General features: G+C 36.4%; 7 protein-coding genes. 4 read left to right on the top strand and 3 right to left on the bottom strand.

Features of this window, described 5'->3' with window-relative positions:
* Positions 1 to 396 precede the first annotated feature (396 nt).
* From FQU23_RS06825 to FQU23_RS06815, 3 genes are read left to right on the top strand one after another with little or no spacing between them, the layout of a single operon-like run.
* Positions 397 to 3,423 (top strand): SusC/RagA family TonB-linked outer membrane protein, encoded by a 3,027-nt coding sequence (locus FQU23_RS06825; protein WP_147673208.1) that lies wholly within the window; start codon positions 397 to 399, stop codon positions 3,421 to 3,423.
* A gap of 16 nt (positions 3,424 to 3,439) precedes the next feature.
* A complete protein-coding gene (locus tag FQU23_RS06820; protein ID WP_147673207.1) occupies positions 3,440 to 4,852 on the top strand; it encodes a RagB/SusD family nutrient uptake outer membrane protein in 1,413 nt (470 codons plus the stop codon).
* A gap of 10 nt (positions 4,853 to 4,862) precedes the next feature.
* Positions 4,863 to 7,484 carry a prolyl oligopeptidase family serine peptidase gene (locus FQU23_RS06815; RefSeq protein ID WP_165425738.1) on the top strand — a complete coding sequence of 874 codons (2,622 nt, stop codon included), beginning with the start codon at positions 4,863 to 4,865 and terminating at the stop codon, positions 7,482 to 7,484.
* Positions 7,485 to 7,573: 89 nt separating this feature from the next.
* Here the strand turns inward: FQU23_RS06815 and FQU23_RS06810 are convergent, their stop codons facing one another.
* The 3 genes from FQU23_RS06810 to FQU23_RS06800 form a co-directional block, all read right to left on the bottom strand.
* Positions 7,574 to 7,846 (bottom strand): hypothetical protein, encoded by a 273-nt coding sequence (locus FQU23_RS06810; RefSeq protein WP_147673205.1) that lies wholly within the window; start codon positions 7,844 to 7,846, stop codon positions 7,574 to 7,576.
* Positions 7,847 to 7,938: 92 nt separating this feature from the next.
* Positions 7,939 to 9,465: a MauE/DoxX family redox-associated membrane protein gene (locus FQU23_RS06805; RefSeq protein ID WP_147673204.1), complete on the bottom strand. Its 1,527-nt coding sequence runs from the start codon at positions 9,463 to 9,465 to the stop codon at positions 7,939 to 7,941.
* Between the two features lie 104 nt (positions 9,466 to 9,569).
* The gene (locus FQU23_RS06800; RefSeq protein ID WP_147673203.1) at positions 9,570 to 10,469 is read right to left on the bottom strand and encodes a helix-turn-helix domain-containing protein; all 900 of its coding nucleotides are present in this window, start codon (positions 10,467 to 10,469) and stop codon (positions 9,570 to 9,572) included.
* Positions 10,470 to 11,068: 599 nt separating this feature from the next.
* Between FQU23_RS06800 and FQU23_RS06795 the strand changes: the two genes are divergently transcribed.
* Positions 11,069 to 13,258 carry a hypothetical protein gene (locus tag FQU23_RS06795; RefSeq protein ID WP_147673202.1) on the top strand — a complete coding sequence of 730 codons (2,190 nt, stop codon included), beginning with the start codon at positions 11,069 to 11,071 and terminating at the stop codon, positions 13,256 to 13,258.
* The last annotated feature ends 153 nt before the right edge of the window (positions 13,259 to 13,411 follow it).

Below are 13,411 nucleotides of genomic sequence, written 5' to 3'. Positions count from 1 at the left end.
ACAAACACCTGCACCGCCAGCCTCTTTGAACAAAAGGTATCATTAATTTAATTTGAATTTATTAATGGTGCAGGATGTTTTAGCTAACCACAAAACGAACAGATCCCGATCGCTGCGGAGAACCGATAACTGATAACCCATAACCTACTAAATAACATGAAATATTACAAACAAATACTAACCGCATTAATACTCGCACTAATAACGCTAATATTCAATTGGATTTATGGTTGAAACAGTAATGGAGAATAGATTTTTCCAAAATCACAAATGAACGAAGGCTAATTTAAGTAAAATACCAACTTATAATGATCTAGGATGTTTTACCCTAAGCACAAAACGAACAGATATCGGATAACTGATAACTAATAACTAATAAAAAACTAAACCAATATTATGAAAAAAATATCATTTTACAAGGCCTGGACGGCCCTTTATTATCCTATTCTTTTTGGATTATATCTGTGCTGTCTTCCCGTTATGGCTAGAACGCCATTGCCAAAACTCATTCTTCAACAGTATAATATAACCGGAACTGTAAGAGACAGTCAAGGTGACCTGCCTGGTGTTACTGTATCTTTAGAAGGAAAATCAACAGCCACCATTACTGATTATCAAGGTAAATATAGTATAGCGGCTACTGCTGCTGATATTCTTGTATTTTCTTTTGTAGGGTATAACACATTAAGTATTCCTGTAGCGGGACGCAGTGTAGTTCCTGTACAACTACAAGAGGATGCTACCCAACTGCAGGAAGTGAAAATTAATGCTGGGTATTATAGCGTGAAGGAAAGTGAGCGTACGGGTAGTATTGCTAGAATAACGGCAAAGGATATAGAGAATCAGCCGGTAACGAATGTGCTGGCTACGATGCAAGGTAGGATGGCGGGGGTGGATATTGTGCAAGACAGTGGTTCTCCGGGTGGTAGTTTTACCATAAAAATAAGAGGGCAAAATAGTTTGCGTGCGGATGGTAACCAACCGCTGTATATTATAGACGGTGTTCCTTATTCCTCTGATGCTATTGGTAGTTTTTATACTTCGAGTACGACACCAAGTCAAACAAGTCCGCTTAATAGTATTAACCCTGGTGATATTGAAAGTATCGAGGTACTTAAAGATGCCGATGCCACAGCCATTTATGGTTCACGGGGTGCTAATGGGGTCGTTCTTCTCACCACCAAAAGAGGGAAGGAAGGGACTACTGGTTTTACTGCTACCGTATCGAGCGGTTTTGGTCAGCTGACCCGATTTATGGATCTGATGCATACGCCAGAATACTTGCAAATGCGTAGGGAAGCTTATGCCAATGACGGTATTGTGAACTATCCTGCAGGTGCTTATGACGTAAATGGCAGCTGGGATCCCAGTCGAGAAACCAACTGGCAAAAGACACTCATAGGCGGTACCTCCAGTTATACAACCGTGCAGTCCTCGGTGTCTGGAGGCTCAGCACAAACTAAATTCCTACTTAGTGGAAATTACAGCAAGGAGACTACGGTTTTACCGGGCAATTTTAAATATCTCAAAGGCAATATGCATGTGAATCTGAACCATGCTTCCGAAAACAAAAAGTTCCGAATTAATTTTACGGGCGGTTACACTGCACAGGATAATTTTCTTCCACTAACGGATTTTACCAAAGCAGCGATTACGATTGCACCCAATGCCCCAGCGCTCTATGATGCTGCAGGAAATTTGAATTGGGAAAACAACACTTTTAATAATCCGTTAGCTACTCTTGAAGGAAAATTTAAGAGTCTGACGTATGACCTAATTGCCAACTCCCTTTTATCCTATGAATTCATTGAAGGATTAGTGCTAAAATCGAGTTTTGGATACAGTGACTTAAGGCATAGTGAAATTAATAGCCAGCCCTATACAATATACAGTCCCGCTTATGGATTAGGCAGTGAAGCGTCGATTGTTTTTGACAACATAGTCAACCGACGATCTTGGATTATTGAGCCTCAAATGTCCTGGAATAGAAAGATTAGTCACGGAAAAATCGATGTATTAGCGGGCGGTACTTTCCAAGAGCAAAGCAGTGATCAACTTGTAACTATGGGTTCTGGTTTTTCAAGCAACAGCCAGATGGATAATCCAGGTTCAGCTGCTAATTATAGCGTCCTGAGCAGTAATCAAACTATGTATAAATATCAAGCGTTTTTTGGCCGTGCCAACTTTAACTGGATGGAACGGTATGTTGTGAATGTAACTGGACGTAGGGATGGTTCGAGTCGTTTTGGTCCAGGTAAACAATTTGCTACTTTTGGTGCGGTAGGTGCGGCATGGCTTTTTGGGAATGAAGCTCTTATTAAGAACCATGTGGGATTTTTAAGTTTTGGAAAATTCAGAGGTAGTTATGGAACGACAGGAAATGATCAGATAGGGGATTACCAGTATCTAGATACTTATACTAGTTCAGAAAATATCTACCAAGGTATTAGTGGTCTTAGTCCCTCACGACTGTTTAATCCGAATTTTGGATGGGAGACCAATACAAAATTGGAATTTGCGGTGGAGACTGGTTTTTTTAACGACCGTATTTTTACCACTTTTGGTTGGTACCGCAATCGCTCCTCTAATCAGCTTGTGGGGACTCCGCTTCCTGGTACTACCGGTTTTACGTCAATACAATCGAACCTTGATGCTCGGGTACAAAATACAGGTGTTGAAATTACTATCCGTACTGTAAATATTAGCCATTCGGCTTTCAGTTGGGTTAGTAGCCTGAACTTTACTCAAGCTAAGAATGAACTGCTATCGTTTCCTAGTCTTGAAGGTTCACCTTATCGCAATCAATATGTTATTGGACAGCCATTGAATATCACGAAGCTGTATCATTCTATCGGACTTGCTCCGCAGACGGGTGTTTATCAATTTGAGGATGTGAATGGTGATGGGGCTATTACAGCGGCCGATGATCGGAAAACGATAAAGAATCTTAATCCCCAATTTTATGGAGGGCTGCAAAACCAGCTACATTATGGTCCTGTGCAATTGGATCTCCTTTTTCAGTTTGTGAAACAAGAAAATTTTAATTCTACTTTTATGTTTGGCATGCCTGGGACAATGAGTAACCAGCCGACTGCAGTACTGGATCATTGGCAAGAGCCAGGTGATACCCATCCTTATCAGGTTTATAGTAGTGGTGTCAAATCGGCCATACAGCGAGCCAATACCCGACATGCACAGAGTGATGCGGGTATTAGCGATGCTTCCTATATCCGCCTAAAAAATATTTCGCTTTCGTATGACGTGCCTGAGCGATGGACTAAAAAGATGAAATTGAGGTTCAGCCTTCAGGGACAGAATATGCTAACCTTTACCAAATATAAAGGTGCTGATCCTGAGTTTAGGACAGCGGGTTTTCTACCACCCCTGCGCATTTATACCAGCAGTTTGCAAATTAATTTTTAACCTAAAAAATATCGTAATGAAAAACAATACTAGATTATCTGGCTATAGGAGGTTTTGTAATGCCTCGACTTTGAGAATTGCGCTGTTTGCGGTTATCAGTTCGTGTATTATTTCTAGTTGTGACAATTTTGTCGAAGTTGGATTGCCTGCTTCACAGCTGAACTCTTCTGCCGTTTTTGAAGATAGGGCCACGGCTAATGCAGCGATGACAGATATTTATTCTAAAATTCGTGATAACGGATTACTTAGCGGATCGCTGTTGGGACTTTCGAACCAGTTGGGGTTTTATTCCGATGAACTTGAATTGTATGAAGGTGAAACCAATTTTTATAATAATGCATTATTGGCTTCTGGGAGTGAGGTCAGCGAATTGTGGAACAGCAGTTATAACCAGATTTATGCTGCCAATGCAGTTGTTGAGGGCGTGGAAAACTCTGTTTCTTTAGCTGCAGCAGACCGAGACCAGTTGAAGGGAGAAGCTCTTTTTGTGCGTGCATTACTTCATTTTTATTTGCTGAATGCATTTGGTGATATCCCCTATATCCATACCACAGGTTATGAGCGCAATAGGGAAGTGAAACGCATGAAAGAAAATGAAGTTTATGTGCTCATTAAAGCAGATTTAGAACAGGCTATGGTATTACTAGGAGATGATTATATCAATGAAGAGCGGGTTCTTCCCAACAAATGGACAGCTGAGGCTTTGTTAGCAAGAGTGTATCTTTATATGCAGGTGTGGGATGAAGCGTCGAATGCGGCATCGGCAGTACTCAATCAAGGGCAGCTTTATGTTTGGGAAGAGGATCTCGATAAAGTATTCCTAAAAGAAAGCACTGCAACGATTTGGCAGCTGATGCCCAAGATATCTGGTGATAATACCCAGGAAGCGGAGACCTTTAGTTTTATTAGTGGTCCACCACCGAAGTCGGCATTATTGAACTCTCTGATGGAATCATTTACCGCAGATGACCAAAGAAAAGCACATTGGACAACCGCTGTGAGTGATGGCACCACTGTTTGGTATCATGTCAGTAAATATAAAGCCACTACTAATAGTGGAAGTTCCAAGGAATATTCGATAGTATTCCGTTTGGCCGAACAGTACTTAATTCGGGCAGAGGCTAGAGCGCATCAAGGTGACTTGATTGGTGCCAAGGAAGATCTCAATAAAATTAGACATGCAGCGGGATTACCGGACACGGAAGCTACAACTGGTCCTGCGCTCATCGATGCTATACTCTTGGAAAGAAGGCTTGAATTGTTTACTGAGTTTGGGCACCGTTTTTTTGACCTAAAAAGAACTGGGAAACTTGATGCGGTTTTATCTCCTATAAAAGGAGGGTGGAATTCTACTGATCGTAATTTTCCAATACCTGAGTCTGAACTGTTGCTAAATCCTAATCTTTCTCCGCAAAATGCTGGCTATTAAAATAAATACCATGAAAAAGAGATTCATTACCTATCAACGTTTTATCCTCCGATTTATAGGGGTTTGTTTTTTGTTAGTTTCCTGCCCAAGTATTGGGCAGGTGAAACAAAAAAGGCAGCTTACAGCAGCGGATTACCAGTTGTGGAGTAGGTTACGATCCAAAAAAATTTCTGATCAGGGGAATTGGGCGAGTTATCAACTTCAGTATGAATCGAAGAAGGATACTTTGTTTGTGAAAAGTACAAGAGAGGAAAGGGTTTATGCTTTTCCACGCGGCATTGACGGGGAGTTTAATGGTGAGACTTGGTTTGGCTGTAAAATGGAGGATACCCTTGCTTTGCAAAATTTAGTGACTGGAGATTTACACTATACTCCAAACATAAGTAGTTTTGCTTTCACCAAAAATGGTAAATACCTGTTGCAATTTTTAAAGGCACCTGAAAATAAAAGCGAACTGATTATTAAAGATATGAAGGGAAGAATAGTGCAACGGATTGCTGATGTGAGTAGCTGGAAATTTAGTACTACGGGGAATGACTTGGTTTTTTGTGAGGATTTAGTTGATCGTTACTCTGTTGGAATGCTGCAGTTGGGAACAACTATTGTGAAACGCACTATTGCCACAGATAGCAGTAATAGATTCCAGAACCTTAGCTGGAAAGGTAAAACGATTGCTTTTATGCAATCTGGACACCAGAATGGGAAATTATTTTGCTATACTACCGATGATAAAAATCTAGTTAGTTTTGATCCAGAATTACGGGAAGATTTCCCTCCGGATATGCAAATTTCGATGAGCAATGGTTCTATTCTACTATCCAAAGAGGGTGAACGTGTTTTTTTTGGACTACAAGAAAAACCTATTGTTGTGGATAGTACGGCCGAGACAGTTCAGATCTGGAATGCGGCTGACCAACTGCTTTATCCCAATAAGAAACTTTTTGGAACCCCAGCGGATCGTGATAAGTTAGCGGTTTGGTGGCCTAAGAGCAATCGTTTTTTACAAATCACCAACAAAACACTGCCATCGGGATCTTTAAATGGGGACTTTAATTTTGCAATAACCTACGATCCGATTGCTTACGAGCCGCAATCTAATTACGATGGGGTACGGGATATTTTTATTACCGAATTGCAGACTGGAAAAAGAAAACTGCTACTTGAAAAGCATTCCGGCGATATTATGACACTACTGATGTCTCCTGAAGGGAAATATATTTCGTATCCTAAAGCGGGGAATTGGTGGGTGTATGATATAGCTAATGAAACGCATACGAACATTACTAAAAGTTTGGAAATGTCTTTTTTTAACGAGCAGTATGACCGGCCGAGTGATCCAATGGCGTATGGGAATCCAGGCTGGACTGCCAGCGACCAATCGATTCTTTTGTATGACGAATTTGATATCTGGGAAATTGCTCCTGATGGTGCTTCGAAAATCCGGTTGACTCGCGGCAGGGAAAAGGGAATCAGTTTTAGAATTAAGCAGTTAACCGCCGAGCAAGAAACTAAAACGGATGCCTATGAACTGTGTACCGGACAGTTTCATACAAATGGGCAATTGATCTTGGAAGCACATGAAAAAAGTTCAGGGTCGACTGGTTACTACTTATGGAACAGGAAGACTGGCCAAAAGCCTTTGGTTTGGGCTGCCAAAAAAACAAACCAATTTATCAAAGCGGCTAACAGTGATGCGTTTTTGTATGTGGAGCAAAGCTATGAATGTGCACCGAGGATTGTATTTCAGTCTGATTTTAAAGTTCCTGCGAGGGAGTTAATTCAAAGTAATCCGCAGCAACAGCATTACTATTGGGGGAAAGCGGAGCGAATTCATTATATTGATAATGGGAAAGTACTATCAGGAGTGCTTATTTATCCAGCGGATTATCAGGTGGGGAAGCGCTATCCGATGGTGGTCCAAATTTACCAGCGTCTATCGCAGTATCAGCATGATTATATAAATCCTAGTGTATTTGAACAGGGGGGATTTAATATCAGCATTTTTACAACACAGGGTTATTTTGTTCTTCTTCCTGATATTGTCTACGAGTTGGGCGAAGTAGGGAAATCGGCTACTTCCTGTGTACTTGCCGCAACTGACGCGGTAATTGCAAAGGGTTTAGTTGATCCGTCGAAGATTGGCCTGATTGGGCATTCCTTTGGTGGTTATGAAACGGATTTTATCATTACCCAAACGGATCGATTTGCCACGGCTGTGGCTGGTGCAGCATGGACTGATTTGGTGAGTACTTATCTGTATATAGGAGGTAATTACCTTAAACCTGACTTTTGGCGTTCTGAATTCGACCAGCTACGGATTGGGAAATCATTGTTTGACGATACAGAAAGTTATCTTAGAAACTCTCCAGTCCTGCAGGCAGCAAATGTGAAGACGCCCTTATTGTCCTGGACTGGTGCTGAAGACCGGCATATTAATTATTACCAGAGTATTGAATTTTATCTTGCTTTAAGAAGACTTGAGAAAAAGCATACGATGCTTATTTACCCAGGTGAAGGCCACGCGTTATTGGAGGGATCAAATCAAAAAGACCTGACACAACGTATAAAAGAATGGTTGGGGTATTATTTGAAAAATGAGCCTTTGATGCCATGGATGCAAGCTGATCATTAATAATTTGGATTCTACAATATAAAGATTATAAAATAAACAATGCCGTCTGAATTTGATTCAGACGGCATTGTAATAAATGCGAAAATCAGCTATTGCGTATCTCTATACAACAGATTTGGACAGGTTGCACCTGGTTTTGCATAAAGATTGGCACCATCTATATCAGAAGTACAGACGAAGATACCGTTATTGGAACACGTTTGTACCTTCTCACAAGGTATGGCTGCACTGACATGTTTGTAGCCCATTATTGGTGCTACTTTACTACTTTTTTTTTCCATTGCATTGGTTGACAATGCTCCTACCAATCCTACTGCAATTACAGCGATTGGCATTACTAAATTTAAAAATTTACTTTTCATAATAACAATATTTAGAATTTATGATCTACTCTTTTTTACAGGTTTTCGATCTTATCCCTGCTACTTGGCCAATAGATTTTTATGTTTTTAATTTATAAGCGGTTGTCGTATTGATAATTTTTAGTGATGGCTTTACCTAGATTGTATCTGACGATGCGATTATCAATCAGTGCATACAACACCGAATCCTGAACTTCAAAGCTTTTCATTTTTTTACCTACTTCATCATAGATGTAAAAGCTTAACAGGTAACTATTCCTTGAAAGATCATATACATCTATAATGCTTGCTTGTTCCCACATTTTTATATTTTCATAAAGACCTGGAATTCCGGAATTGACATAGAGAAGGTTATTGAATACCGCAGACTGTTTATTAACAATAAGGGGTTGTTTTCCTAATTTTTTTTGATTTTGGCTTTTAATATTGACGATGTTGAGGTTGGCGTGACTTATTGTATCAATAGTATTTCCTCTATAGTCGATGGTAAGATTCCGGTCAGCAATTGTAAATTGGTTTCGATAAGCATACAAGTAAATTATTCTATTCAATTGTTTGCTGTACATCATATGGCCATCCGTATCAAAAAGACCGTCTCTTTGTTTTTGCAAAATTTCGGGATTAAGATGAGTTTTGCTTGTGTCCTGCAAATTCAAAGTTGCCAAAATACTTTCGCCACTGTTCTGCTTTTGTGAGCGAATAGCCATTGTTATAGAATCTAAAGGTTCTACTAATGAAAAGTATTCTCCTCCTTTTTTTACCAGTTTCGCTTTCCAGTCTTTGATTTTTCCTTTGAATATGCAGGGAACAGAACCATCGTATACATAGAAATATGGAGCTGCAATCTTAATCTGTACTGATTTAAAAGACAAGTCCTTGCGGTCCAGTTCAATTTGATATTGTGTTTTTTGTTGCAATGTGGAGTCCAATATTGTTATCAATAATTGTGCGGTGGTGTTACCAAGATATATTTTATTTTGGTCAATGCCTGCAATATAATATGAGTTTAATTTAAGGTCGGCCTCCTTCGATTTTACAGCAGGAAAATGTTGAAAACGTCTTGTTAATTTATTGTGGTAGTGTGTTATATTTTCCGACACTAAAAATAAACCTACGATAATTCCAGTACCGCATATTGTTAAAAATGAAAGAATGATGATGAGGTTACGAGGCTTTAAAATTAGAAATTCTTTTGACGCTGCATTACGTTCTATTAGAATACCAATTATGGACAAAATTATGAATGCAATATTAAATACCAGATGTTCTTTCCATCCCAATTTTTCGAGTATTCCTCCACAGGAGCAGGGAACGAACGAACTGTAATTTAAAATAATAAAAATATAGGCTGTAAACATGACCATTAAGCTAAAGGAAGCGAAAAGTGCCATGAGGCGAAATCGGGTAAACAAGAACATTATTACAATGACCAGTTCTACTAGTGGAACTAACCACGAAATGGAACCCGCAAAAGCACTTAATAAGGGAGACTGTCCAATTTGCACTTTGAAATTTTGAAAGTCCAATATTTTACTTATTGCAGCATAGGTAAATAGCAACATGTACAAATAGCAAATTACTAATAAGGTATTATTCTTTAAATTTGTTGTTGATTTCATTTTATGTTAGTTTGATACTGTAAAATTGTAAATAAAAAACTTATAACATTATGCAAATCAGGCATTTCGTTATTCAAAAATAAAACAGTGCAAAAATATTAGGGTTAAAGATTTTCGTCAGGTCTTGAAATGTCACTTGGTTTGTAGCCAAATCTTTTTTTGAATGCTTTGTAGAAATTAAGGTAGACCTTAAAGCCATTCAGATATGCAATTTCTTTTAAAGAAACGGAGGTTTGTCGAATCATGAGATTTGCTCTTTTCAAGCGTTCTTCTTGATAAAAGTTATAAACACTAGTTTTAAGAAAGGTTCTAAAACCATTTTTTAATATGTGTTCTTCAACAGCAAACATTTGGGCCAAGGAATGTAAAGTGGGTAAAGGTTCATCCAGATGACTTAAAATATAATCATGTAAATTTTGTACTGCAGTAACTTCATTGTGTTTTCGAATTTTTGAACCAGAGAGACGGTCGTTAATGTCGCGCATGTCTTCAAGTATAGTTGATACTGAACTTACAATTATTTCATCGCTGTATAGTAATCGTGATACCGTGCAAAATGATTGCATTAGGTGATTATCACCAGTGATGAAAAATAATTGCAAAGTAGTGGTGTAATTGGAGTTTTTATCTAATTCATCAAGAATACCGTTCCAAAGATCTTTCGATTGCTGATCGATCAATTTTCCAAAATCGGTATTGACAATTGTATCCGGTTTATATTTTAGAGTGCGTGGCACCTCATTATTAAAATTCAATAAAACAAAATCATTGTCCAATACAAATGTCGATTGAATTAGATTTTGATACGGGTAGTAAGCGGTTATATATCCTGATGCCAGACATATTTTTTGGATATCTTCTGCAATTTTATTTAATGCGACAGCAATATTTTTTAATTCATCATTACTATTATCCTGGATGCGGAAGGTCATATTTCCAATTGCCATTTCGAACAGCATTTGGTAAATACGTTTAATCCGGACCTGATTAAATTGGTCTGACATAATTATATAATTTGAAGTGATTTGCTGGAGGAAGAAAAGGAATAACCTTTGCAAACCTATCTAAATAAATTATACGAAGCTAAAAGTATAGTGTGCAATTCGGGAATTGAATAGGTGTTTTTTAGAGAAAAGTGAGTGATGTCCTTCGACAAGCTCAGGATGATGGAGAATAGTGAGAAGTGAATGGTAAAATGATTTTAAATTTCATAATCAAAGTGTAATTCTTGATGAGTTCTATAGTTGAGGTATGGAATAATTGGATCTATTGTGGTTTGGTTTTTAGGTGTTTACCGCAAATGGGCGTTTTAAGAGTTTAGGAGGGATTACTATTATAGTGGTAGAGGGAATAGTGGGGGAAGGATGTGAGGTGTCTTTTACCTATTAATTTATCTGAAGAAAGTTTTCTATTGTGTTTTAATTTATATCAAATATCATTAAAAGTGGGTATTGTATTAATAATTTTAAAGGCTTTTATTTACAGCTATAGAAATATTGCTTGAGTTATAGTAAAACTTTAAAAAAGGTGTTACTTCTTGATGTTATATACAAGTTAGGCGATATGCTAAATCTGACCGCATAGAAAAATCAACTGAACAAAAATGAATGAACTGAAAATACACCTTGAAAACTGTTACGGAATTAAAAAACTTCAACATACTTTTGACTTCACAAAATCAAAAGTACAAATTGTTTATGCTCCAAATGGAGCAATGAAATCATCGTTTGCAAAAACATTCGAAGACATTTGTTTTGATAAAGTTTCACAAGATAGAATTTTTAGTGAAAGAGTAAATCACAGGTCTGCTCTAGTGGACAAGAGAGATATATTAAAAGAAGAAATTTTTGTAATTAATAGAATTCAAGATGCTGATTTTAAAGAAGCTTCAACAATTTTAGCTAACAAAAGTCTGAAAACAGAATATGACGCAATCAATATAAAACTGATTGAAACAAAAAAAGATTTCATAAAGATTCTTCTACCCTATTTTGGCTTAAAGGAAAATGTTATTGAACAAACTATAATAGACGCTTTTAAAAATGACATATATAGCTTTGTAGAAACCCGTTCTGCTGAAATTAATGAAATAGAAACACCTATATTAAATAATATAATTTTTAATGAAATTTTCAATGATAAAGTTTCTAAATTTTTAAAAGAGAAATCTTTTAATACAAAAATAAAAGAGTATATCTCTGTTTACGACAAGTTAGTAAATGAAAACACTACATTTTTTAAGAAAGGAGAATTTAATCACAATAACGCTGAAAATATTACTAAATCACTTAAAGACAATGGTTTTTTTAAAGCCGATCATAAAGTCAAAATTAAAGACTCTGTAATTGGAAACATAGAAGAATTAGAAAATGTAATAAAAGAAGAGAAAGAAAAAGTTTTAAATAACCCTGAATTAACATCAAAATTCAATGAAATTGATAAAGCACTTAACTCAAATAGCGAACTTCGTAATTTTAGAAACTATATTGAAAACAACCAAGAAATTATAAAAGAATTTATTGATTTAGAAAATTTTAAAAAAAAACTCATACTTAATTACATAGCAAATCACAAAAGTGAATTAGATGTTTTTGCAAAATTATATTCAGAAACAAAAACAAGACGTAATGAGATAACAATTGAAGCTAGAAAAGAACAATCTGAATGGTTAAAAGTTCTTGATATTTTTAAAAATAGATTTACCGTTCCTTTCAAGATTAAAATAAAGAATCAAGAAGATGTTATTTTAAAAAGCGAACCTGCCTCGTTGATTTTTACTTATGAAGATGGTGATTCTAAAAAGGACTTGGGAGGTCCAGAAATAAATAAAAGTTTGAGTACGGGAGAACAAAGAGTTTTTTACCTTTTAAATATTATTTTTCAAATTGAAACAAGAAAAATAATAACTAACGACCAATTATTCATAATCGACGATATTGCTGATTCATTCGACTATAAAAATAAATATGCAATAATTGAATATTTAAAAGATATTGCAGACGACCCAAAATTTAAAATGATTATTCTTACTCATAATTTTGATTTCTATAAAACCATTAAAAAGAGATTAGAAGGCGTTAATAATTGGGAAGGCAACTTAAAAGCAGTAAAATCAAAAACGGAGGTGAAATTAGTTCCTGGAGAAAAGCAAGATGTTTTTCCTCAATTACGAAAGAACTTCTCAACTTGCGAAAAATCATTTATCTCTTGCATTCCATTTGTAAGAAATCTAATTGAATATACAGTAGGAACAAAAAACCCGAATTATCTAACTTTAACGTCATTATTACACATAAAACCAGCACATGCAATTGAAAATATAAAGGAAACAAAAGAACATACAACAGGTGAAATTTTAACTATTTTTAATAGTGTTTTTGCGACGACTTCAACGTTAACTGATACGACTACAAAAGTATATGATTTGGCTATTGCAATTGCAGAAGAAATTGAAGCTAATAAAGAAATTGAACCAGTTTTAGATTTAAAATCAAAACTTTGTTTATCAATTGCAATAAGATTTAAGGCAGAGGATTATATTATCAATAAAGTTTCTGACGCTAATTTTCATACAAATATATGGAGTAAAGAAACAGGAAAAATAATCGGACAATATAAAGCTGAATTTCCAAATGACAAAAAGGAAATTGAAATTTTTGAAAGAGTAAACTTGATGACTGCAGAAAACTTGCATTTGAATTCTTTTATGTATGAACCTTTAATGGATTTATCAGAAGACCATTTACTAACATTGTATAAAGACATAAAAGTACTAGAAAGCACAGTCGCCTAACACACGTCTTGCGCCATTTGCGAATTTAGTGGAATTACCGTTTCGCATCAAGTTTTTGTTAAACCGAAAACTGAGTGCTTACGAACTTCCAGCCATCTCAAAGTGACATAACGTTACCAGCAAGCGTAAACAGAAACCTGACTCATTCTTAAT

It is taken from the genome of Flavobacterium sp. XN-5, assembly GCF_008033395.2.
GTDB lineage: Bacteria > Bacteroidota > Bacteroidia > Flavobacteriales > Flavobacteriaceae > Flavobacterium > Flavobacterium hiemivividum.
The sequence above is the reverse complement of the archived record's forward strand: the minus strand, read 5'-3'. Positions and strand labels throughout refer to the sequence as shown.

Coding starts and splice junctions, on each gene's coding strand:
- FQU23_RS06825 (WP_147673208.1), top strand. CDS start 397: ATGAAAAAAATATCATTTTACAAGGCCTGGACGGCCCTTTATTATCCT.
- FQU23_RS06820 (WP_147673207.1), top strand. CDS start 3,440: ATGAAAAACAATACTAGATTATCTGGCTATAGGAGGTTTTGTAATGCC.
- FQU23_RS06815 (WP_165425738.1), top strand. CDS start 4,863: ATGAAAAAGAGATTCATTACCTATCAACGTTTTATCCTCCGATTTATA.
- FQU23_RS06810 (WP_147673205.1), bottom strand. CDS start 7,846: ATGAAAAGTAAATTTTTAAATTTAGTAATGCCAATCGCTGTAATTGCA.
- FQU23_RS06805 (WP_147673204.1), bottom strand. CDS start 9,465: ATGAAATCAACAACAAATTTAAAGAATAATACCTTATTAGTAATTTGC.
- FQU23_RS06800 (WP_147673203.1), bottom strand. CDS start 10,469: ATGTCAGACCAATTTAATCAGGTCCGGATTAAACGTATTTACCAAATG.
- FQU23_RS06795 (WP_147673202.1), top strand. CDS start 11,069: ATGAATGAACTGAAAATACACCTTGAAAACTGTTACGGAATTAAAAAA.